Below are 23,152 nucleotides of genomic sequence, written 5' to 3'. Positions count from 1 at the left end.
AGGATCAGTCGGCCAACCAGCCCCACACCCAGTGCTGCAGGTTGTCCGCACGCAATACAAAGTCGCGCAGCACCGCTTCACGCAACTCATCGCCCATGCGATAGCTGGCTGCCGGGTCAGCCAGGTGCATACGGATCGCCTGCAGCCACTCCTGGGTAGAGTTGCTGCGAACCCGTGTGCAAGGCAAGTAACCCCGGTAGGCCTCGGTATCGGTGCAGACCACCGGATAACCACAGGCGCCATACTCCAGCAGACGCAGGTTGCTCTTGCAGTCGTTGAAGATGTGGAACTCCAACGGTGCCAGGGCCAGGTCCAGGTTCAGACTGGCCAGCTTCGCCGGATAGTTTTCCAACGAAACGCCTGGATGGTACTCGTGGATATAGGGCTTGAGGTTCTCCGGGCACATGCCAAAGAACACCCACTCCACCTCATTGGCCAGCTCGCGTACCACCTCGGCAATGATTTCCAGATCACCGCTATGGCTGGTACCGCCCCCCCAACCCACCCGTGGCTTGTTCGACGTGCCACGCTTGCTGTTCAGGCCCAGCCACAAATGCGGCGCCAGCATGTTCGGCACCACGCGAATATCTCGGTGCATACTGGAAAGTGCATTGGCCAGGGCGTCCGTGGTGACCACGACGCGATCACACAAACCTATGCCTCGGCGCAGATGCTGCTCGGTATCACGCGGTTTGTTACGCGCATGGACATTCTTCTTCGGCGCCTCCAGGACGTAGTCGTCGATCTCGTAGATCCGGCGTGCCGAAGCGATATTCTTGACCCGCTCGATGTCATTGACACTTTCCGAGGAGTGGCGAAGCTGGATGACCACCACATCCGGATTCATCCGTGCGATTTCGACCGAAGGCGGTACTTCAAAGCTGATTCGCCCGAACACACGCCCTGCGGCTTCAAGCTCACGCAGCGGCTGATTGACGCGATAATGCCCCACCGCGGTGTTGTTGACCGGCAACGCCAGAATGGAAGGCAGCGTGCGCAGGACCAGAGGGTTCCAACTGTCACGCAAGCTGGGCTCCAACGTAAACGCCGAGCGGGTCAGACTCAGGCTTGGGTTGTAGGCAGGGTCCCGGATTACGCTGGGTAGCCAGCGCTGGATCAACGCTTCCTGCTCTGGCTTTCCAGCCTCCGCCCCCAAGTAGCACGGTTTGTCTTCACGCGTTTGAACGACGATTGCATAGGGCGTTCCGACCACCAGGTAACCCGCCTGACCGACCCGCAAACACAAATCAATGTCGGCCAGGCTCTGGGCAAATGTGGCCTCATCGAAACCACCCAGATCCTTGAAAACCTGAGTGCGTATCATCAGGCAACTTCCACTCACCGCACTCCAGTTCTGAGCCACCTGAAGACGCTGCATGTACCCCCGCGCATCCGAAAGCTCGCCGGCAAATGCTGGCCCCGCCGCACCACCCAAGCCGAGAATGACGCCGGTGTTGGCAACCTTGCCTTTGGGATCAACGAGGCGTGCGCCAACGATACCCACTTCCGGTCGCTGCGCGTGGTTAAGCAGCTCAGCCAGCCATTGGGCCTGACAAACCAGGTTGTCCGCTGCAAAGAACAGCAAGTACTCGCCGCGCGCCTGCTCGGCAGCAAGGTTGTTGATAGCCGCCACACCGGCACCTTGCGGTGCCTCCAGCACGCGCAAGAGGCCACCGCCCATCTGCGCCATCGCAGCAAGCCAGTCACGCATGCCAGCATTGCACTCCGGCCTACCGACAATCAGCAGCTCGTATCGGCTGTATGTGGTGCTCTCAAGCACCCCCTCAACACAGCGCTGTATGGCTGATACGTCATCACCCGCGACGATGATGAGCGAGACCAACGGCTGTTCCGCGTGCAGGTACTCAACGCGATTGAGCAATGGCAACGCGTCATGATGAATCCGATATTCGACCCCCAATCGGTTCAAGTGCGCAGCGAGTAGCGTACTGCTCTGCTCGATCACCGATGGCAATGACAGCCACTGGGCATAGGGGAATGCAGACTCCACCTGAATCTCGGCAATATGCTCGATTGCAGACAGGCCATTGGACTCTGCAATACGCCAGACCATGTCATGGGGCGCAAGCTCACCCAGTGACGACTCGAAACCACCCAGGGCAAGCACCTGTTGGCGCTGGAACGCCAAGGTTCGACCCACATAGGGGTAGGCGCGCATCAGATCGAGGTTGAAGTCGGGCTTGAACACCGGGTCACAGGACTCGCCGTTCAACACGGCACCTTCATCGCTGTAGGCGCAACGCATACCCGGGGTTGCAGCAATGCGTTCGGCAAGCAGCAGCAATGCCGACTCACTCAACCGGTCACCAGCCCGCAGCAGGTAGATCCAGTCCCCCCCTTCCAGCGCCGGCATCGCATTGTTGACCTGCGCCGCCCAGTTCTCGACAAGCGGCAAATGCACAACATGCGGCTCGACCACACAATCGGTATTGGACAGCAACAACACCGCCGTCGGCGCGTAAAGTTGAGCGGCCAGGCTATCCAGTGTGACGCTCAGCGCGGCCTTATCCTGCTCAAGGTCGACAATAACCGGAACGATTTTCGGCTGCGAAGGCCACTTGACCACCTGCTCGCGCGCAACCCGCCGCTGGACATCCGAGAAGCGTCGCGCCGCAAGCCATTTCTGGTAAAACTCGGCATAACTTTCACAGTCGCTACCCACTCGGCCGTGGATCACGGTGTGCCAGTTACTAAGCGCACGCATCAGATACAGCTCTTTCCAGTCCCGCACCGACTCATTGGCACGAACCAGCTCGACATAGCGAACCCAGCCCCGCGCAGGCGCCCCCTCACCCGTGCGAGCCACGAGCATCTGATGCAACCAACGCCACTCGACTTTTGCCGCCTTGATGATTTCCGGCTGCTTGCTCAAGCGCCCTGGGTGCAGCCGCTCAACACTGAGCACACGGGTCAGCACCGCCATGTTGCCCCGACGCAACAGGCACACGAACAACGCTTGGTCGAGCAATGCGACAAAGCCCTCACCGGCAGTGGTCAGCGCCTGCAGCAATACCTGGACATCCTGGGTTCGCATCAAGGCCGATGAGAAATTCCCCAGAAAATGGATGGCATTCGCCTCCAGAATGGCCAACAGGTCTTCGCCCTTGAACACGGAGTCAACCAAGGCGAATGGGCAATTTTCAGCACGCATGGGCAACACAAAATCATCGGCATCGGCTTGCAAGCGATGGGCCTGCACCAGATTGACCTCAGGATGCTCGATAAGCACCTGCGCCTGCAGCTCGACACACTGGGCGAACAGTCGGTCATCGTCACAAAGGACCTTGATGTACTCGCCTTGGGCCTCCTCGACACAGCGCAATAGATTGCGCTGAAAACCCAGCCGCTTTGGGTTGCGCAGGTAGCGAATACGGGCATTACCCCGCCCCTCGAAGGAACCGATGATCTGCTCGATTTCCTCATCGCGACTGTCATCACAGACAACGATTTCAAGGTTTTCGTAGGTCTGGCCCAGGGCGCTCTGCAAGGTCATGGAGAAAAAGCGCGCGCTGAAGGCTGGGATAACGATGCTGACGAGGGGAGCTGTAATCACGGCGGAACACTCTCAAACAAAGGGCGCCTGCCATTACCTGGCGAGGCGCCCTAGAAGCAGGAACAGATCCTGGCCCTCTGGGCCAGGAAACTCAGAGCTGATTGAACAGGCTCAACGACGATATCTTGCTGAACGCGAGCTGAGAGGCCTGCAGCATGGTCTGCTGCAAGTTCAGGCGAATCAGCACTTCAGCCGGATCCGCATCACGTATCGAACTCTGTGTCTTGGTGTTGGCCATCTTCAGGCTTTCGTTGGTTTCAGCCTGAACATCCAATGCCGCACCACGCGCACCAATGTCACTGATGGCCGAGGCGATCTGGTTGGAGCCGCTGGCAATGTTACCAATAGCCGAATCCAGTGCAGCCTGGAATTGCTGCTTGGCCAGCGGATCGTTATCCACTGGCAAGGCCAACGCCGTGCGCAACTTGCCAATGGTGTCGAGGATGTTCTGGGTCTGATGGGTGTCGACCTGTATCGAGAACTGATCACCCGCGACGGGTGCGCCGGCCAGGTCAAAGGTCACCCCTGCCGCCGTGGCGGTAGAGCCACTGACCGTACCGGTAGACACCGGCTTGCTGTCGGCAGTTAGCGGCTGCGCATACAGTTCAAAGTCAGTGGCGCTGGTGAACTTCAGAATGGCGCCGCCACCCGGGAAGGCGCTGTTGTAAGCCGTCGAATCGGTGATGGATGCACCGGTGACCTGCGCCGACGAACTGTTGCCTGGGCTGCGTGAACCTGAAATGGCGTCGGGCTTGGCCGCCAACGTGAAGGTGTGCCCCGCAATCGCCGCATCAGGGTTGGCACTGTCGCCCGGCTGGAAGTTGATATCCAGACGCATATCAACACCACGGAAACTGATCATCTTGTTGCTGGAGGCCGGGTCGAATGTACCGCCTTGAGTCGCTTCCAGCGTGACGTCGTTGTTGGACGCGTCGGTGATCTTGAACTGCGTGCTGCTGAGGAACGTGATGGTATACGGCTCACCGCTGCGGAAGCGGTCATTATAGGTGGTGCTGCCAGACACCTGACCATCGGACAACTGAACCCGGCCATCATCAACTGCAGGCAAAATCAGGTTCGTCTCGCTACGGCTGGTATTGAGCGCCTGTTCGAACACGGCATAACCGCTTTCATTGGTCGCCATCGTGAGCATGTCGCCCACCTGCAAGTTCAGGGTGCCCTGGTCACCCTGATAGGTGTAGGTGCCATCCGAGTTGCGCACATACGGCTGGGTATCGCCACGCGAGCCGGAGAACAGGTATTTACCGTTCTCGTCACGGCTGTTCATCAGCGAGTAAAGCTGCTCTTCGAGCTGCGCCAGTTCCTGGGCATTGGCCTTGCGATCAGTGTCGGTAAAGCCGGCGTTACCGGAGCTGACGGCCAGTTCGTTGACCCGCTGCAAAATGGCGCTGATGCCGTTGAGAACACCCTCGGAGGCGCCCAACGAGTTACGCACATTGGTGGCATTGTCACCGAACTGGGCCAACAGGTTGCTTTGCTGCTCCAGCTGCAACAGCCGCGCTGCGCCGACCGGGTCATCCGCTGCGGTACGTATACGCAAGTTGTCACTGGCCTGCTCGCCCGACTTCACCGCATTGGCGAAGTTGCGCTGATAGGTTGAAGTGCTGCTTTCGTAATACTGGGAAGTAGAAATACGCACGGTCTACGACTCCTTAAAGGCTGTTGATCAGCGTGGTAAAGATTTCCTGGGCAGCCTTGATGATTTGCGACGAGGCCGTGTAGTACTGCTGATACTTGATCAGGTTGCTGGCCTCTTCATCGAGCTGGACACCAGAAAGCGAATCACGGCCTGCCTTGGCCGAGGTCTGCAGGGCATTCGTCGCATTGCTGTCCATTTGCGCTTGCGCGGTCTTGCCACCCACGTTTTCAACCAGCTTGCCGTAGGCATCGGTCAGGCTGATGCCCTTACCGTTAGCCCCGACTTCAACCGTGGCCTTGGTTTGCAGGTCAATCACCGCCTGGCCATTGCGGTTGTCGGCAGAGCCTGCACCGGTCAGCGACACGGTGTAGTTATCGCCCTCTTTCGGTGACCCGGCGACAGTCATTTCGAAATTGAAGGTTTTCTGAGTCACGCCATCCATGATCGGGTTGCCACTGGCATCGACCATCGGCACGCTCAATTGCAGCGTGTTGCTCTCGCCCGGAATAATGGTCCCGGAGGACAATTCGGTGCCTTTGGCATCGAACAGCTTGTAGGATTGCGGGTTGGTTGTTTCATCGCCAAAAACCAACTTCACCGGCGTGGAGTACTTCAGGCCGTTCTGCAGATCAATGCGCTGGGTCGAATCATAGATATCCAGCTTCGAGGTCAGTTCGGGCTGGGTGATAACCCCGGTACCCTGATTGCCGGAGCCACTGACCGCCGACAAGGGCGCCGCCAGCGCGATGCGCTTGGGATCGGTCAACACCGTGTCGAGCTTGGCTGCTGCGTTGCGGGTCGGGGTGATCTTGAAGCTGTCACCGGCGCTGGGCGCCCCGCCATTGAGGGCAAGCTTGAAGCCATCAATCTCCTGCGGGGGGGTTGCCGTGATGTCGTAAGGCCCTTGGGCATCGCCGTCCGGCAGCTTTTTGACCGTATATTGGGTCGCACTGCTGAAGGTCACCTGATAATCGGACGTGCTCAGCTTGCCGGTGTCACTGATGGTCACATCCAGATTGCCAGCGCCTGCGCTGTTGCCGGCCTGGGCAATGCTGCGCTGGCTGATCAAGGCTGCACTGTTGATATCGCCGAACAATGCCGCGCCGAACTCACCGTTCTTGTCGATGCCTTGGGCCAACTGCTGGTTGATGCTGTCGGCAACCACCAGGGCAATACGCCCCAGCTCGTTCATCGACGGATCCAGCACCTCGCTGCGGTAGCGCAGTAGGCCACCCATTTCACCGCCGGTAATGCTGGAGGTGATGTCCATGCTGGTGCTGCCACGGTTGAGCTGCAGGCTCATCCGGGTAGGGTCGGTCTTGCTCGGCACGGTTTCCAGGGTATTGATGGTCTTGCCCAGCACCAGCGGCTGACCATTGGCCAGGTAAACGTCGAAGTTACCCTCACGCTCGACCACCTGAGCACCGACCAACTCGTTGAGCTGGCGCACGGCTTCGTTACGCTGGTCGAGCAGGTCGTTGGGGCTGCCTTGCACGGCCGAAACACGGGAGATCTGATCGTTGTACTGGGCAATGGTGGCCGACAGCTTGTTGACTTGATCAGCCATCGACGCCAGGTTGCCGTTGATGTTGCTGTTCTGCTCGTTGAGCTGCGCGGAAATGGTATTGAAGCGCTTGCTCAGCGACTGGGCACTGGTCAACAGCAACTGCCGCGAGGCGTCTTCGGTCGGCTTGGCCGATGCACTCTGCAGCGCCGTGAAGAAGTTCTTCAACGCTCCGGTGATACCGGTATCGGCATCGGACAACAGGTTGTCGATCGGTGAAACCTGATTCAGGTACGCAGATGCGTCGCTGTTCAACGAAGTGGTGGTTCGCAGCTGGTTTTCAAGGAACGCGTTGTACACCCGACGAACATCGGACAGCGTCGTGCCAGTGCCGATGAACACATTACCGCTCTGGATTGAACTCTTGGCGCTTTGTACGTTCTGCTGGCGTGAGTAGCCGGCAACGTCGGCGTTGGCAATGTTGTTACCCGTGGTAAACAGGCCCGACTGCGAGGCTCCAAGCCCCGATACGCCGATGTTGATCAAGCTCGCCATAGTTCAAACCTTATAATTTCGTGGAAGTGTCAATCGCAGCAAAGCTTTCGTACGACTTCATTTGTTTCGCGATCTGCGAGATCTTGCTGGCATAATCAGGATCGGTTGCATAACCGGCCTTCTGCAGCTCTCGCACAAACTGTTCTGGTTTATCGGCAGACTTGATCGCTTCTTGATAGCGCGAATTGTTTTGCAACAGGCTAACCAGGTCATGGAAGCTGTCCTGGAACGAGTCATAGGAACGGAACGCAGCGGTCTCCTTGACCATCTGCCCATTGCGAAACTCGCTGGTGATCGCTCGCGCCTGACCACCTTGCCAATTACCCGTCGCCTTGATGCCAAACAGGTTGTGACTGCTACTGCCATCCGGCTGGCGCATGATCGACTTGCCCCAACCGGTTTCCAGCGCCGCCTGCGCCACCAGGTAACGCGGGTCGATACCAATACGCGCTGCAGCTTGCTCGGCCATTGGCAGCATGGTCGCGACAAATTCATCGGACGAACCGAAGGCACGCTTGGCCGGTGCCAGAGGTGGCTGAGCCATGGCCCGACCATAAATACGCATGCTGCCTGGCGCACCGAAGGATTGTGCCGGCTCCCAGTCACCCTTGATCACCGCATCACCGACGGCCCCCGAGCGATTGGCCAGCGAGTTGCCCGGCGTCGCAGCCGGCGCTGCACCCGCCGACGGCACGATCCCGGCCAGCAGGCGATCAGTGAGTTTGCTCGGCAGATTCAACCGGCGCTGATTGAGCAACGCCATGTCGTTACGCGAAGCCGTTTGCTCTGAGCGCACAGGCTCCGCCACGCGTGCAGCCCAGAGTGCACGCGGCTGCCCTTCCACATGCGGGAACGGGCTGCTGCCTGCGTGCGCCGCAGCCGTCGATTTCGTTTTCGACAGCTGACGCATCAGCACATCCTGCAGACCGATACCGCCGCCCTCCCGAGACAGGCTGACCGACAGTTGCTGGTCGTACATCTGCTGGTACTGCTTGGTGGTCTCAGTGTTGAGGGGGTTGTCCTTGGCCAGCACATCGTTGGCCGAACGCATGGACTTGAGCATCTCGTTGAGAAACAGCGACTCGAATTCCTGGGCCACCTTGCGCAGGTTGGCGTCACTGTCACGGTCGCCGACCTTCAACGAGTTAAGTCGATTGAGGTCGGTGTAGGCCCCGGTATCGGCGCCTGCGGAAACTCCACCCTTGGGCATATCCATAGCCAGCGCCTTAGATCACGATCAGGTCGGCCTGCAACGCGCCGGCCTGTTTCAGGGCTTCAAGAATCGCCATCAGGTCACTTGGGGCTGCGCCCACCTGATTGACCGCACGCACAATCTCATCCAGCGTGGTGCCCGGGCCGAACTTGAACATTGGCTTGGCTTCCTGGTCGGCATTCACGCGCGAACGCGGCACGACCGCTGTCTGGCCATTGGAAAATGGCCCTGGCTGGCTGACCACCGGGTCTTCGGTAATGGTGACCGTCAGACTACCGTGGGTAACCGCTGCAGGCGATACCTTGACGTTCTGACCGATGACGATCGTACCCGTACGCGAGTTGATGATGACCTTGGCCACCGCCTGACCTGGATCGATCTCCAGGTTTTCCAGAATCGACAGGTAATCGACCCGCTGGCTAGGGTCCATTGGCGCGGTCACCCGCACAGAGCCACCGTCCAGCGCTTGTGCCACACCCGGCCCCAGCAATTCGTTGACCTTGTCGACAATGCGCTTGGCAGTGGTGAAGTCCGGACGATTGAGGTTCAGGGTCAGGCTGTTGCCCTGGTTGAAACCGCTCGGCACCGCACGCTCAACCGTAGCCCCCCCAGGAATACGACCTGCCGACGGAACGTTGACGGTAATTTTGGAACCATCACGGCCTTCGGCATCAAAACCACCGACCACGAGGTTGCCCTGGGCAATGGCATAGACGTTACCGTCAATACCCTTGAGCGGGGTCATCAACAGGCTACCGCCACGCAGGCTTTTCGAGTTACCAATCGAGGAAACGGTAACGTCCACCGACTGGCCCGGCTTGGCGAACGGTGGCAGGTCGGCGTGAATCGACACCGCAGCCACGTTCTTCAACTGGACGTTACCCGACCCGGCAGGCACCTTGATGCCGAACTGCGACAGCATGTTGTTGAAGGTCTGCAGGGTGAACGGTGTCTGGGTGGTCTGGTCACCCGTACCATTGAGCCCCACCACCAGGCCATAACCAATCAACTGGTTGGTCCGCACCCCGGAAATACTGGCGATGTCCTTCAGGCGTTCGGCCTGAACAGCAAACGCCGTGGACAGCAGGATCGTCGCGGCAATCAGCCGACTGAACTTGAGCATGGTTATCCGAACCTAGAAAGGCCAAAGCGGGCTGATAAAGAAGCGGTCGAGCCACCCTGGCTGACTCGCATCGGCAAACGAACCGGTACCCGAGTAGGTGATGCGGGCGTCGGCGACGCGAGTCGAAGGCACCGTGTTGTCAGTCGCGATATCGTCGGCACGGACCATGCCGGCAATACGCACCAACTCGTCACCGGTGTTCAGCGTCATCCATTTTTCGCCGCGCACAGCGATGATGCCGTTAGGCAGTACATCAGCCACGGTCACGGTAATGGAACCGGTCAAGCTGTTGCCCTGCCCGGCCTTGCTGTCACCCTTGGTGGTGCGGTCACCACTGTAGCCCGCCTCAAGGGACAGGTCGCCAGAACCCAATGGATTATTGGTATTGGGCACAGTCCCGAACAGGGATGTCAGGCCGATGTCGGCCTTGCTGTTCTTGGCGATCTGCGAGTTGGCGTTCTTGCTCGCCTGGGTTTTCTCATTCAGGGTGATGGTGATGATGTCACCGACCCGGAACGCCTTGCGGTCGCTATACAGGTTCTGCTCGAAACCGGCCTGGTAGATCGAGCCGTTGTTAGCCGCTGCTGGCAATGGTGTGCGCGGCAATACCGGCGCGTAGTACGGGTCGTTGGGCTTGGGCGTCGGCGCGACGCAACCGGCCAACAACACTACCCCACCCAGGGCAAGTACGGAAAACAAACGACTCATGACTCTAACCTCACGGTGTAACAGGCGCTGTACCAGCGCCCCTGTGAACATCACTTACAGGTTCTGGGTAACGAACGACAGCATCTGGTCGGCAGTGGAAATGACCTTGGAGTTCATTTCATAGGCGCGCTGTGTGGTGATCATGTTCACCAGCTCTTCCACGGTGCTGACGTTGGAGTTTTCCAGGGTGTTCTGCAGCGTGGTACCGAAGCCGTTCAAACCTGGAGTACCCACCTGCGGCGCGCCACTGGCAGCGGTTTCCAGGAACAGGTTGTTACCCACGGCCTGCAAGCCGGCCGGGTTGATGAAGTCGGCGGTCTGGATGTTGCCGATCACCTGTGCAGCCGGGTTGCCTGCGGTGGTGATGGAGACGGTACCGTCAATGCCGACGGTGAAGGTCTGCGCATCAGGCGGCACGACAATCGCCGGCTCAAGGGCGAAGCCATTGGCGGTGACGATCTGACCATCGGAGTTCAGGTGGAACGTACCGTCACGGGTATAGGAAACAGTGCCATCAGGCTGCAGGATCTGGAAGAAACCACGGCCATTGACCGCCATGTCCAGCGGCTGCTCGGTGGTCTGCAGGCTACCGGCATTGAAGTTCTTCTGGGTGCCGACAATACGCACACCCGTACCCAGTTGCAGACCCGACGGCAGTTCGCTGTCCTGAGTGGACTGAGCGCCTGCCTGACGACGGGTTTGATAGAGCAGGTCCTGGAACTCGGCGCGGTCGCGCTTGAAGCCTGTGGTCGAAACGTTGGCCAGGTTGTTGGAAATGGTCGTCAGGTTCATGTCCTGAGCGGCCAGACCTGTTTTACTGACCCAAAGAGCCGGAAGCATGCTGTTCTCCTGAAGCGCCTGTTTTACGGCGCTACGCCTGTGTAATTAGCCGATTTGCAAAACACGCGCCATGGCTTCATCGCCTTCCTTGGCCGTGGTCATCATTTTGACGTGCAGTTCGAATTGACGGGACAGTGCCAACACCGAGGTCATTTCCTCTACCGCGTTGACGTTACTGGCCTCAAGGAAACCCGACACCAGCTGAACCGAGCCATCGGCATCGGCGGGCTGACCACTCTTGGTGTGGATCATGCCGTCCAGGCCTTTGGTCATGTTCTTCAGGTCAGGGTTGACCAGCTTGATCCGGTCGACCTCAGCCATGACACGCGGCCCCTCGCCCATGGCGCGGATACTGACGGTACCGTCCTGACCGATCTCGACTTTTTGCTCGGGCGGCACGGCAATCGGCCCGCCATTGCCCATGATCGGCATGCCATTACCAGCACGCAGTACGCCCAGCGCATCGATATTCATGCTGGCGGTGCGCACGTAGGCTTCGCTGCCATCCGGCGCCTGCACTGCAATCCAGCCGTTGCCGCCGACGGCAACATCCAGGTCACGCCCGGTTTCCTGCAAGGCACCCGGCGTGAAATCCGTCGCCGGACGCTCGCTCATGGCATAGGCTCGCGCCGGAAAGCTGTCGCCGAACACCGGCATCGAACGCGCCTGCTCCAGGTCACGCTGAAAACCGCTGGTGGAAATGTTGGCCAGGTTGTTGGCATGGGCCTTCTGCGCCAGCGCGTTCTGGCTGGCGCCGGTCATGGCCACGTAAAGCATCTTGTCCACAGTCATCCTCCGCTGCGCTGGCGAACATTTGCCGTTCACCGCTGCTCTGCGCTGCTAGAAGCAATTATCGAACCAAGTCCCAACAGACCATCAAAAAGACTGTATTTACGGGGCTTTCCCTCACCTCACGACCACCAGAAAGAAAACAGAAGACAAATTCTCGGCGGCATTCTGCCGGCAGCGGCAAAACCTCGCCTCGTCGCCTGACGGCAACAGGAGAATCCAGGCAGCGCCACGGATCAGTTATCGCGACAAGCACCATTGTTGTAGGGCCCGGAAAACAGCCGCCAGCCCTCACCGGGCGAGACCTGCGCGCACACCAGTCGGCCAGTAGCCTGGCTTTCCCAGCGGTACCAGGCCGCCATACCGGCCCAGGACTGCGCTGCAAGCAGCAGCCCCCCCAGCAAAACGCCCACCCCTACCCATCGTTTCAACATCTTCAGCACCTCAAAAACGACAAACCCCTTCCATGAGAAAGGGGCTTGGCTGTACATCATTGACTCATGCGCCCATCAGGTCATCTGAATGATGGTCTGCATGATGGTGCTTTGAGTCGAGATGGTCTTGGCGTTGGCCTGGTAGTTGCTCTGCGCCTTGATCAACTCGACCAACTCCTGGGTCAGGTTGACGTTGGAGGCTTCCAGCGCGTTGGAAGTGATGGACCCCAAGGTACCGGTCTTCGGCGCATCAATACCCGGGATACCCGACGAGAAGGTTTCTTTCCAACGCGTGCCACCCATCTGCTCCAGGCCTTGCTCGTTGGCGAAGCTGGCGATTGCCACCTGACCAATTGCACGGGACTGCTGGTTGCTGAAGCTGGCGAACATGACACCTGTCGAGTCGATGCTCAGGCTGGACAGGATACCGGTGGCATAACCATCCTGAGATTGCGACAGGCGGGTTGTCTCGGTGTTGTACGAAGTGGTCGAGGTCATGTCGAGGCGAATACCGGCAGCATTACCCTGAGAACCGTTCGACACCCAGGCGCCCGAGGCATCCTTGGCAGCCGGCACCCAACCCTTGAGAACAAAGACGTTGTTGGTCACTTCAAAGCTGGTGTCTGGCGGCGTGTACGCCTCACTGCCCGTCATGGCCTTGACACTGCCGTCAGGATTAAATGTGACAGTACCCGAGAGCGGATCTGTAGAGGTCGGATCTTGCGGGTTACGCCCATCGATCAGGGTGTATGCAGACCACGAGTTCTGCCCCGTCTTCACGTAGTACTGATCCATGACATGCTCATTACCCTGGCTGTCGTAGATCTTGGTGGCAAAGGTCTTGGTGTAGGTGCTGGTATCAGCCGGATCGAACGTAGCCGTAATGTCGTCCGCCGAGGAGTTCAGGTTTATACCCTGATCAATCAGGCTAGTGGACTTGGGTGCCAGGGCCGAAGTGTCGATTTTCAGGTCAGTCAGTACACCATTGACGATCTTGCCATTGGCATCAGCGGCATAACCCTGCAAACGAATGCCATCGGACGTTACGACATAGTTGTCCTTGTTGGTCTGGAAGGCGCCGGCACGGGTGTAGCTCAGCGAGCCGTTATCGCTCAGTACGAAGAAGCCCTGCCCCTGAATACCCATGTCCAACACGTTGCCGGTATTGTTGATGTCGCCTTGACCGAACTGCTGAGATACCGCCGCCAGGCGCACACCATTACCCACGGTCTTGCTACCCACGCCCAGCTTGCTTGCCGAGTACACGTCAGAAAACTCTGCGCGCGAGGATTTGAAGCCAGTGGTCGCAACGTTGGCGATGTTGTTGCCCGTTACGTCCAGTTGTTTGTTGGCTGCATAGAGACCGCTAAGGCCGATATTGAATGACATCTTTCACTCCTTGTGCCGTGTACGCCGGCTCTATATACCGATAGTTTGGACTTTGGACAGCGCAATGGTGCCCAGGCCTGCCAGGTTGAGCATCATCTCGCCGCCAGTCTGGCTCAAGGTGACACTGCTGACCGTGGCCGGCAGGTAAGTCGTAAGGGCGGTAGCGGTACCGTCGATCTTGCTGCTGGCAGCAAAGGTGTAGGTACCCGGATCAACCACTTCACCCGCTTCATTCTTGCCATCCCAGACGAAGTCGGCCTTGCCCGCCGACTGCTCACCCAACTCGATGGTCTTGATGGTCTTGCCGTCCTTGTCGGTGATCTTGATCGACAAGTTGCTGACCGACTGCGGAACACTGACGCTACCGGTGAAGCTCTTGGTGGTATCAACCACCGACTTGTCGGTCTGGACGATAACCGAGCGCCCCACCAGCGAAGAGGCCTGCAACGCCTGAGACGATTTGAAGGTGCCGGAGATCGCCGTCACCGAATCGTTCAGCGAGGTAATACCTTCAAGGCTGGAGAACTGCGCCAACTGCGCCACGAACTCACTGTTGCCCTGAGGCTCAAGCGGATTCTGGTGCTGCATCTGCGTCACCAGCAACTGCAGGAACGCATCCTTACCAAGCGCCTGACCAGAGCCAGTCTTGCTGCTGGTAGCCGCAGCAATACCACTGCCACTGTTGGTACTGGTCGTCTTGGCTCCGGAGGCCTTCAGAACGTCGTTCAGATTCACGCCGGTGGTCGTATCGTTAATGCTGGCCATTGATTTAGTCCTTTATCACTGACCCAGGGTCAGGACCTTCTGCATCATGGTTTTGGCAGTGTTCATCAGCTCAGCGTTGGTCTGAAACGAACGGCTGGCGGAAATCATGTCAGCCATTTCTTCGACTACATTGACGTTCGGGTAGTAGACGTAGCCGTCCTTGTTTGCCGCAGGATGATTCGGCTCATAGCGCGCCTCCAGATTGCTCTGGTCTTCAACCACACCCAACACCTGCACGCCCTGACCTGCAGCATCCTGATCCTGGAACAGCGACTGCCCGACACCGCTCTGCGCCTGCTGGAACGTGGTGGCAAACACCGGATGGCGTGCGCGATAGGTCTGGTCGATGCTCGACGAGACGGTCTCGGCGTTGGCAATGTTACTGGCGACGGTGTTGAGCCGAGTGGTCTGGGCACTCATGCCGCTACCGGCGATATTGAATACACTGGCAAGGGACATGGATTACTCTCCGCGCAGGGCCGATACCAGCCCTTTGAATTTACTGTTGAGCAGCGTGAAGCTGGCCTGGAAGCCCACCGCATTCTCGGCGTAGCTGGATTGCTCCAGTTGCGCATCAACGGTGTTCTGGTCAACCGACGGCTGCATTGGGGTGCGGTACTTCAGCGCCTCTTCACCCATGCTCAAACCTTCAGCGTCGATATGGCGACTGTTGGTCCGCTCCAACGAAAAGGTGCCGTTTTTAGCCTTGTCGGCCTGCGCCGCCAACACCTCGGAGAAGTCCAGATCACGCGCCTTGTAGTTTGGGGTATCGGCGTTGGTGATGTTGTTGGCCAGCACTTCGGCACGCTGAGCGCGAAAGCCCAATGCCTTTTCGTGAATGCCGAGCGCTTTATCGAAACTGATGCTCATGTCGGGGAAACCTTCAAAGGTTGACCGGATTGTTCGTTGTCTGAGCTAGAGCAAGTCTCATGCCAAAAAACAAAACCCAACAAAACCGGGCACATCAGCCTATTGCCGGCAGCGGCAATGCCAGAAAAGCGGCAAAGGATTTCCGCTTGGCGCCAGCAAAGCGGCAATGCGGCGGGAGAGCGCGTGCGGCAAAAACGAAAACAGGCAAGACCGGAACCCCTGCACCGCAGGTGATACCGAACTTGCCTGTTTTTTGTCGCCGTTTGCCGGGCATGTTGTTTGACCGGCCTGCTACTTACTTGGCCTGGTAAATGATACCCGGGCTGCACTGAACCATCTGATAGTGATCCGGCAGACCGTTGAGCGCCTCGGAAGCCCCCAGGAACAGGTAGCCGCCCGGCTTGAGCGTGCCATGAATACGCATCAGGATGTCTTTTTTGACCTGCGCCGAGAAGTAGATCAGCACGTTACGGCAAAACACGATATCGAACTTACCCAGGCTTGCATAACTGTCCAGCAGGTTGAACGCACGGAACTCGACACGGCTACGAATCGGCGCCTTGATCGCCCAACGCCCCGCCCCTTTCGGGTCGAAGTAACGCTGCAGACGCTCTTGGGAAAGACCGCGCGCGATAGCCAGGCTATCGTACTCACCGGTCTTGCAGTTGGCCAACATGGAGCCCGACAAGTCGGTCGCAACGATCTGCGCGCCCATTTTCAATTGGCCAATATTGCTACGCTCGAACTCGTCAATCGCCATTGAAATCGAGTAAGGCTCCTGCCCGGACGAACAGGCTGCCGACCAGATACGCAGACGCTGACCAGGGTTTGCCTTGATCTGCTCGGGCAGTACTTTGTTTTTCAACACTTCGAATGGATAGGTATCACGAAACCAGAGGGTCTCGTTGGTGGTCATCGCATCCACCACCTGCTCGCGCAAACCGCTGCGCGGTTGAGTCTGAATGCGCTGTACCAGCTCCCCCAGGCTCTTGATACCTTGCTGCTCCATCAGCTTGTTGAGACGGCTGGAAACCAGGTACTGCTTATTTTCGCCGAGCAGGATGCCACAGGCTTTTTCCAGGAAGACCCGGAATTGTTCGAAATCCAAATTACCCGTAGACAATGATGCCGCCTCTTACAATCGTGTGTACTGCCAGGGAAAGCCCCTGGCCGTTAATGCGTAGCCTTGATCCGGTCGACAACCCGCTGAGCCAGGTCATCCGGCCTGAACTTGGCAAGAAAATCGTCGGCGCCCACTTTCTTCACCATGGCCTGGTTGAATACGCCAGAAAGTGAAGTATGCAGGATGATGTGCAATTTTTGCATGCGCGGGTCGCTACGAATCTCCGCCGTCAGCGTATAGCCATCCATTTCCGGCATCTCGATATCGGAAATCATCATCAGGAACTCTTCTTCCGGACGCTTGCCTTCGTCCACCAGCTTGCGCAGATAGTCGAGCGCCTGCCGACCATCATTAAGCGCCACCACTTCGACACCGACCGTCTGCAGGCAACGACTGACCTGCTTTCGAGCCACCGAAGAGTCATCCACCGTCAGCACCCGCAGCATGACCGCCTTGTCCTGCACATCGGCATCGACAACACCTTCGGAAATCGCCTCGGACGTCGGCGCGACCTCAGCCAGGATCTTCTCTACGTCGATGATCTCCACCAGCTTGTTGTCGACCCGAGTGACGGCCGTCAGGTAGTGATCACGACCGGTCCCCTTGGGTGGCGGATGAATCTCTTCCCAGTTCATGTTGACGATGCGCTCGACCGAATGCACCAGGAACCCTTGGGTCTTGGTGTTGTACTCCGTGATGATCACGAAACGGTTGCTCATGTCGTCATTCTGACCGGGCAAGCCGGTCGCCATCGCCAAATCAAGAATCGGGATGGTTGCCCCACGAATATTCGCAACACCACGTACTACCGGGCTGGATTTGGGCAACAGGGTCAGGTTCGGGCATTGCAACACTTCCCGCACCTTGAACACGTTGATCCCATACAACTGCTCGCCATTAAGACGAAACAACAGCAGCTCGAGGCGATTCTGCCCCACCAGTTGAGTACGCTGGTTCACCGAATCCATTACACCAGCCATACCAGACTCCTTCACCAAAGCTTGGGGCTTCGTACCTAGTCGGCACGCGCCTTGCTTTTTTTAACTGTATGAACACGAAAACGACATTTTTCCGACGCCTGCCCCACCGCCTGCCCCGCATCCTTGCCGTGCTGTGCCTACTGGCCCCTGGCGTTCGACCTCTGGCTGACAACTTTACCTTGCCTGAACAGCTTATCGGTGTCACCCAAGGCTTTCTTGAATTCTCTGTGGAAGATTATCTGGCAACCAGCCAGACCGAAGGCCGCTACGAGATCCAGGTCAACAACCTGGACCCTAGACTGCGCATGCCCGTATGCGACCAGCAGCTGAACGCCACACTGGAAAGCCCGGCTCAACCCCTGGGACGTGTGACCGTGCGCGTGCGCTGTGACGGCAGCTCACCGTGGACGGTGTTCGTGCCCGCCCAGGTACGCCTGTTTCGTAACGTGGTCACCGCCACCCGCCCGCTCAAGCGCGAAGGCATCGTTTCAGAAGAGGACGTGGCCCTGCGCGAACGCGATGTAGGCTTGCTGAGCCAAGGCTTTCTCAGCTCACTGGACCAGGCCGTGGGGCAAAAGGTTATCCGACCAGCGGTCATCGACCAGGTACTCACCCCAGCACACCTTGAACAGGCCGAAGTCGTACGTAAAGGTGACAATGTCGTGATTACCGCACGTAGCGGCACGCTCAGTGTACGCATGCCAGGGGAAGCCCTGAGCAAAGGCGGTCTCAGCGAGCAGATCCGGGTACGCAACCTGAACTCCAAACGCGTGGTAAAAGCCCGGGTAACCGGGCCCGGGCAGGTGGAAGTCGCCATGTAAGGAAAGCGAGGCAAGATCAACGCTGGCGATCAAACAGCGCTTTTCCTAAACTGTCCTCTGTCAGGGCCAAGGACTTGCCGCGCATGCCGCAGTGCATTTGCGCCTAAAGTTTTTTTCGGGTTGGCCGAAAACAAGGCAAGCGTCCAATACCCAGAGGTTTTTCAATCATGGTCATCGACTTCAGTCGTTTGAATAATTCCCCGTCCGTGACGGGCGGTGCGCGCACCGGCAGCAGCCAGGAAAACAGTTCAAGCGCTGCATCTGCCAGCACTGCTCCTGCCGCCAGCACCCAGAGCGGGGAAACCGTACACCTGAGCCAAGAGGCACAGCAGTTGCAGAAGATCAGCGAAAAGCTGCGCGAGCAACCCGTTGTCAACAGCGGCCGAGTGGCCGAGTTGAAGCAGGCGATTGCCGACGGCAGCTATAAGATCGACAGCAACCGTATCGCCAGCAAACTGCTTAATTTCGAAGCACAGCGCTAGCCCTCTGGCGCGCTGACTTCAGGACGCTGAATACCAAGAGCCAGCCATGCACGACATTACTCTGCTGCAACTGATCGAAGACGATATTGCTCCAGCGCAAGAACTGCTCGAGTTACTGCAAACCGAGCTGATAGCGTTGCACGGCCGCGATATGTCGCTGCTGGAGAACATCCTGGCCCGCAAGCAATCGCTGGTGGTGCTGCTTGATCAGCAGGGGCGTCGGCGCAGCCAGGCCCTCGCCAACCTCGGCCTGAGCCCTGACCGCAGCGGTTTCGAGACCCTTGCCAGTCAGTCGTCGCTCGGCAAGCAGATGTTGGAAAAACTCGAAGAGTTGGCAAAGATCATGGCCCAGTGCCAGGCTGCCAACGAGATCAATGGTCGCTCCATCCAGATTCAGCAAGCGACCACGGCCAACCAGATTAGAATTCTCAATGGTGGCGAATCACCGTCACTGTATGACAGCCGCGGATCCACCTCGCCCCTCGCAAAACCTCGCACACTCAGCCAAGTGTGATTAACCTATACCAAGGTGCGAAGCATGCTGGCAGAATGCCTGCGCTTGCGTGTGTGTTTTAGTCTGGAGATTGATCAACCGTGTTGAATGAAGTAGATGCTCCGCAGCCACCCAAGGTGTTGACCACCCCAATGGAAATCGCCGCCAACCTGCGGCAGCTGCAAGAGAGCCATGATCCTCTGATCATTACTTTTCATGAACGTAGCCAGCGCTTCCAGAGCTACGTGGTAGAAGTCGACCGGGAGACCAATAAACTGGCGCTGGACGAAATGATCCCGCGTGACGGCGAACGCTTTTTGCAAAATGGCGAGCCGTTTCGTGTCGAAGGTTTTCATGACGGTGTACGTATTGCCTGGGAATCCAGCACGCCGCTGACCATCCAGGAGACTGATGGCCACCGTAGCTATCACGGCGCCCTGCCGTTGGAAGTCACCTACCACCAGCGTCGCAATGCCTTCCGCGCAGCGCTGAAGCTATCGCAGTTGGTGGATGTATTACTGAGCGGTGACAAACTCAAGGGTGAAGGTGCTCTCAAAGGCAAGCTTTTGGACATCTCGGCCACGGGCTGCAAACTGCGCTTCGAAGGCAATGTCGAAGAGCGCCTGCAACTCGGCCAAGTGTACGAAAAATTCAGCGCCAGCCAATTGTTTGGCACCACTACGACGGCGGTTGAACTGCGTCACCTGCACTTTGAAGAACGCTTCAACACCACGTTTGCAGGCGTGCGCTTCCACAACCTGAATGGGCAAATGCAACGCAAGGTAGAGAGCTTTGTTTACCAGTTGCAGCGTGAAGCGCGTCGTTTCGATAAAGACGACTACTAAGTAGCACTTGCACAAGCCGGTGCTACCGGCAACGGCATTGACCGGGTGCGAGCTCAGTACTCGACACCCGGATCGTCAGCAACACTGGCACCTACACAGGCTTTGCCGGCTCCCCTCTTCCCTCCTCCGCCTGCTGCTCCTCAGCTTCGGTGTCTTCTGCTGCTACAGGCGCCTGCATTTGATCCTGGACGTCCTGCTCAGTCACCCGCGGGTCAAGTGCCGCGGCCAAGGGTGAGCTGGCTGCTGGCATCGCTACGTGCAGCAATGGCGCGTCATCGACCTGATGCAGGTTGGTGACGGCCTGAGGCCGAATCCGCCAAACCAGTACCAACGAGAAGAATGTAAAGAAGGCGTAGAGCATCTGATCGCCCAACTGCTGCATCAGCACACCCGCTACCAGCGGACCGATACTGGCGCCGACGCCATAGGTCACCAACAGCATCGCAGTCAATGAAACACGCCGCTCACTCTCGACATGGTCATTGGAGAATGCCACTGCCAGTGGGTACAGGCAAAACTGCAGCAGCGACACCAGGAAACCGGCAGCAAACAGCACCACCATCGGCACACTCGGCCAAATCGCCAACGGCAACGCCGCTACCGCCAAACCGATTGCCACACCACGAATCAGCACGGCGCGGTCATAACGATCGGACAACCAGCCCAACGGCCATTGCACGAGCAACCCGGCAAAAATACAGCACCCCATGAAGATACCAACCTGCTCGGTACTCAAGCCCTGCTTGGCCGCATACAAAGGCGCCAAACCGTAGAACGAGCCAACGATCAGGCCTGACCCCAGCACGGTACTGAGCGACTGCGGTACGCGCTTGATGAAAAAGCGCGGGTCCAGCGGCGCCGGACGCAACGGCGCCGGGTGAATGCGACGGGTCAGTGCCACCGGCACCAGGCACAGGGCAAAACACATCGCCACCAGCATCAGGAGCTCCAGCCCCAGCTGCGGATGGGCCACCAGAATCAACTGACCCAGCACCAACCCCAGGTACGACGCGATCATGTAACCGCTGAATACGGCTCCCCGTTGCTTGGCATCGGCCTGCTCATTGAGCCAGCTTTCGATGACCATGTACTGGCACATCATGCCCAAACCGACGATGACCCGAAGAAGGAGCCAGGCTGGCAGCCAACTGACCAGGCCATGGCCCAGCACCGCTGCCCCCACAATACCGGCGCACGTGGCGTAGGCCCGAATATGCCCGACGCGGGCAATCAGCCGGTGACCGATCTTGCCGCCCAGGGCAAGACCGAAATAGTTCGCCGCCATCAAGGCACCGACCCACAGGCTGTCAACCTGATCGGCCGCCAGGCGCAGGGCCAGGTAGGTACTTAACAGGCCCGAACCGATCAACATCATCAGAGCGGCAAAATACAGCGCGCGGAAAGACTTCCAGATCTGTCGCATCGGCGTCCCGGTTGGCTCCTTTAGCAGGTGGAAAAACTGGCTGAAAGCATAAGTGAAAAAGCACCGACGGCGCAGCAACAACAGTAGACACAAAAACAGGTGGGAAACACCGCCGACAAATCGTCAAACATTGTTTCGCCACCTGCTATTCCCCAAGCGCCTTAAAAGGCGCCATTTACGCCTGGGATGCCAGCACTCGGCGCTCCCACGGGGTAATCTCATCGAAGAAGCTGGTCAGCTCCAGGGTCTTGGAGGCGATATAGCCCTCGATGAACTCCTTGCCAAACAGCTCGCGAGCCAGCGCACTGCGCTTCAGGCGCTCCAGGGCCGCATGCAAGGTACACGGCAACGACAGGTTGTCCGGCACCTCAAATTCACCCTGAATCGCCGGGGCGGGCGCCAACCGTTGCTCGATACCGTGCAGGCCCGCCGCCAGGCTGGCCGCCAGTGCCAGGTAAGGGTTGGTATCTGCCCCCGGCAAACGGTTCTCGACCCGCCGAGCAGCCGGGCCGCTCGCCGGAATACGCAAGCCAGCAGCACGGTTGTCTTCGGACCAACACGCATTGTTCGGTGAGGCGTACGGATGGCATAGGCGTTGGTAGGAGTTCACATTAGGCGCGAACAGCGCCGTAAAGTCGGCCATGCATGCCTGCAAGCCGCCAATGAAATGATAGAAGGTGTCTGTCGCTTGACCCTCGGCGTCACTGAACACGTTACGCCCACTGTCGATGTCCACCAGGCTTTGGTGGATATGCATGGAACTGCCTGGGGTTTTGGCCAGTGGCTTGGCCATGCAAACGACCGTCAGGCCATGTTTGAGTGCGACTTCCTTGAGCAGGTGCTTGAAGAGGAAGGTCTGGTCGGCTAACAGCAGCGGGTCACCGTGCAACAGGTTGATCTCGAACTGACTGACACCCATTTCATGCATGAAGGTATCGCGCGGTAGCCCAAGGGCTTCCATGCAGCGATAGACCTCATTGAAGAACGGACGCAAACCATTGTTGGAGCTGATGCTGAAGGCTGAAGCGCCATCTTCGCGTCGACCATCCAGGCCAACAGGCGGCTGGAAGGGTTGAGTCGGGTCGCTGCTCGGTGCAAAGACGAAAAACTCAAGCTCGGTCGCAACCACGGGTTTCAAGCCATGCGCCGCATAACGTGCAATCACCGCCTTGAGTTGTGCCCGGGTAGACAATCTGCAGCCTTCGCCGCTCAAGTCATCCGCATCACAAATGGCCAAGGCACGCGGTGTATCGCTCCACGGCAAGCGATGAATCTGCTGAGGATCAGGAACAAGTGCCAGGTCACCATCATCGCTGCCGTAGAAACGGGTCGGTGGGTATCCCCCCATGATGCACTGCAACAACACCCCGCGAGCCATCTGCAAGCGCCGTCCCTCAAGGAAACCTTCCGCGGTCATTACCTTCCCGCGAGGCACACCGTTCAGGTCCGGAGTGACGCACTCGATTTCATCAATGCCCGTCAATCGCTCGGCGAGTGAACGTTGGCCATTGCTCGTCATGACTTGATCCTTATTGTTTTAGCAAGCCGCGAACGGCGACGT

22 protein-coding genes are annotated in these 23,152 nt (G+C 58.3%); 5 read left to right on the top strand and 17 right to left on the bottom strand.

Features of this window, described 5'->3' with window-relative positions; genetic code table 11:
- Positions 1 to 4: 4 nt before the first annotated feature.
- From ACZ9H3_RS22195 to flgB, 13 genes are all read right to left on the bottom strand, one after another.
- Positions 5 to 3,574, bottom strand: a complete 3,570-nt coding sequence (locus ACZ9H3_RS22195; protein ID WP_476222561.1) for a glycosyltransferase — start codon at positions 3,572 to 3,574, stop codon at positions 5 to 7.
- Between the two features lie 91 nt (positions 3,575 to 3,665).
- Complete coding sequence (locus tag ACZ9H3_RS22190; RefSeq protein ID WP_476222559.1) at positions 3,666 to 5,234, bottom strand: flagellar hook-associated protein 3; 1,569 nt, start codon at positions 5,232 to 5,234, stop codon at positions 3,666 to 3,668.
- A 13-nt stretch (positions 5,235 to 5,247) separates the two neighbouring features.
- Positions 5,248 to 7,293: a flagellar hook-associated protein FlgK gene (flgK, locus tag ACZ9H3_RS22185; protein WP_476222557.1), complete on the bottom strand. Its 2,046-nt coding sequence runs from the start codon at positions 7,291 to 7,293 to the stop codon at positions 5,248 to 5,250.
- A 10-nt stretch (positions 7,294 to 7,303) separates the two neighbouring features.
- Positions 7,304 to 8,509: a flagellar assembly peptidoglycan hydrolase FlgJ gene (flgJ, locus tag ACZ9H3_RS22180; RefSeq protein ID WP_476222555.1), complete on the bottom strand. Its 1,206-nt coding sequence runs from the start codon at positions 8,507 to 8,509 to the stop codon at positions 7,304 to 7,306.
- Positions 8,510 to 8,519: 10 nt separating this feature from the next.
- The gene (locus ACZ9H3_RS22175; RefSeq protein WP_065759722.1) at positions 8,520 to 9,629 is read right to left on the bottom strand and encodes a flagellar basal body P-ring protein FlgI; all 1,110 of its coding nucleotides are present in this window, start codon (positions 9,627 to 9,629) and stop codon (positions 8,520 to 8,522) included.
- Positions 9,630 to 9,641: 12 nt separating this feature from the next.
- The gene (gene flgH, locus ACZ9H3_RS22170; protein WP_065759721.1) at positions 9,642 to 10,337 is read right to left on the bottom strand and encodes a flagellar basal body L-ring protein FlgH; all 696 of its coding nucleotides are present in this window, start codon (positions 10,335 to 10,337) and stop codon (positions 9,642 to 9,644) included.
- A gap of 54 nt (positions 10,338 to 10,391) precedes the next feature.
- A complete protein-coding gene (gene flgG / locus ACZ9H3_RS22165; protein WP_065759720.1) occupies positions 10,392 to 11,177 on the bottom strand; it encodes a flagellar basal-body rod protein FlgG in 786 nt (261 codons plus the stop codon).
- Positions 11,178 to 11,222: 45 nt separating this feature from the next.
- Entirely contained in the window at positions 11,223 to 11,963 is a 741-nt protein-coding gene (locus ACZ9H3_RS22160) for a flagellar basal body rod protein FlgF (protein ID WP_099773898.1), read from the bottom strand.
- Positions 11,964 to 12,202: 239 nt separating this feature from the next.
- Positions 12,203 to 12,400 carry a hypothetical protein gene (locus tag ACZ9H3_RS22155; RefSeq protein ID WP_476222552.1) on the bottom strand — a complete coding sequence of 66 codons (198 nt, stop codon included), beginning with the start codon at positions 12,398 to 12,400 and terminating at the stop codon, positions 12,203 to 12,205.
- 75 nt (positions 12,401 to 12,475) lie between these two features.
- On the bottom strand, positions 12,476 to 13,789 hold the full coding sequence (flgE, locus tag ACZ9H3_RS22150) for a flagellar hook protein FlgE (RefSeq protein ID WP_476222550.1): 1,314 nt from the start codon (positions 13,787 to 13,789) through the stop codon (positions 12,476 to 12,478).
- A gap of 30 nt (positions 13,790 to 13,819) precedes the next feature.
- Entirely contained in the window at positions 13,820 to 14,554 is a 735-nt protein-coding gene (flgD, locus tag ACZ9H3_RS22145) for a flagellar hook assembly protein FlgD (RefSeq protein ID WP_476222548.1), read from the bottom strand.
- 15 nt (positions 14,555 to 14,569) lie between these two features.
- Entirely contained in the window at positions 14,570 to 15,013 is a 444-nt protein-coding gene (gene flgC / locus ACZ9H3_RS22140; protein ID WP_065759715.1) for a flagellar basal body rod protein FlgC, read from the bottom strand.
- A gap of 3 nt (positions 15,014 to 15,016) precedes the next feature.
- Positions 15,017 to 15,424, bottom strand: a complete 408-nt coding sequence (gene flgB, locus ACZ9H3_RS22135) for a flagellar basal body rod protein FlgB (RefSeq protein WP_065759714.1) — start codon at positions 15,422 to 15,424, stop codon at positions 15,017 to 15,019.
- 59 nt (positions 15,425 to 15,483) lie between these two features.
- Between flgB and ACZ9H3_RS22130 the strand changes: the two genes are divergently transcribed.
- Positions 15,484 to 15,735 carry a hypothetical protein gene (locus ACZ9H3_RS22130; protein WP_476222545.1) on the top strand — a complete coding sequence of 84 codons (252 nt, stop codon included), beginning with the start codon at positions 15,484 to 15,486 and terminating at the stop codon, positions 15,733 to 15,735.
- Here the strand turns inward: ACZ9H3_RS22130 and cheR are convergent.
- Positions 15,720 to 16,547 carry a protein-glutamate O-methyltransferase CheR gene (cheR, locus tag ACZ9H3_RS22125; protein WP_065759713.1) on the bottom strand — a complete coding sequence of 276 codons (828 nt, stop codon included), beginning with the start codon at positions 16,545 to 16,547 and terminating at the stop codon, positions 15,720 to 15,722. The genes ACZ9H3_RS22130 and cheR overlap by 16 nt on opposite strands.
- Before the next feature lie 50 nt (positions 16,548 to 16,597).
- Positions 16,598 to 17,527 carry a chemotaxis protein CheV gene (locus ACZ9H3_RS22120; RefSeq protein ID WP_065759712.1) on the bottom strand — a complete coding sequence of 310 codons (930 nt, stop codon included), beginning with the start codon at positions 17,525 to 17,527 and terminating at the stop codon, positions 16,598 to 16,600.
- Positions 17,528 to 17,595: 68 nt separating this feature from the next.
- Here ACZ9H3_RS22120 and flgA point away from each other — a divergent pair, with 68 nt between their 5' ends.
- The 4 genes from flgA (at position 17,596) to ACZ9H3_RS22100 (ending at position 20,168) form a co-directional block, all read left to right on the top strand.
- Complete coding sequence (flgA, locus tag ACZ9H3_RS22115; protein WP_065759711.1) at positions 17,596 to 18,348, top strand: flagellar basal body P-ring formation chaperone FlgA; 753 nt, start codon at positions 17,596 to 17,598, stop codon at positions 18,346 to 18,348.
- A 167-nt stretch (positions 18,349 to 18,515) separates the two neighbouring features.
- Complete coding sequence (gene flgM, locus ACZ9H3_RS22110; RefSeq protein ID WP_065759710.1) at positions 18,516 to 18,830, top strand: flagellar biosynthesis anti-sigma factor FlgM; 315 nt, start codon at positions 18,516 to 18,518, stop codon at positions 18,828 to 18,830.
- A 46-nt stretch (positions 18,831 to 18,876) separates the two neighbouring features.
- Positions 18,877 to 19,344 (top strand): flagella synthesis protein FlgN, encoded by a 468-nt coding sequence (locus tag ACZ9H3_RS22105; RefSeq protein ID WP_065759709.1) that lies wholly within the window; start codon positions 18,877 to 18,879, stop codon positions 19,342 to 19,344.
- A gap of 131 nt (positions 19,345 to 19,475) precedes the next feature.
- Positions 19,476 to 20,168 (top strand): flagellar brake protein, encoded by a 693-nt coding sequence (locus ACZ9H3_RS22100; RefSeq protein WP_099776569.1) that lies wholly within the window; start codon positions 19,476 to 19,478, stop codon positions 20,166 to 20,168.
- 91 nt (positions 20,169 to 20,259) lie between these two features.
- Here ACZ9H3_RS22100 and ACZ9H3_RS22095 read toward each other — a convergent pair whose 3' ends face one another.
- Both ACZ9H3_RS22095 and ACZ9H3_RS22090 read right to left on the bottom strand, forming a co-directional pair.
- Positions 20,260 to 21,591: an MFS transporter gene (locus tag ACZ9H3_RS22095; protein ID WP_065759707.1), complete on the bottom strand. Its 1,332-nt coding sequence runs from the start codon at positions 21,589 to 21,591 to the stop codon at positions 20,260 to 20,262.
- Positions 21,592 to 21,766: 175 nt separating this feature from the next.
- Positions 21,767 to 23,008 carry a glutamine synthetase family protein gene (locus tag ACZ9H3_RS22090; RefSeq protein ID WP_330523282.1) on the bottom strand — a complete coding sequence of 414 codons (1,242 nt, stop codon included), beginning with the start codon at positions 23,006 to 23,008 and terminating at the stop codon, positions 21,767 to 21,769.
- Positions 23,009 to 23,152 lie beyond the last annotated feature (144 nt).

The sequence above is a fragment of the Pseudomonas sp. TE3910 genome, from assembly GCF_056279025.1.
This window is presented reverse-complemented; position numbering and strand designations above follow the sequence as displayed.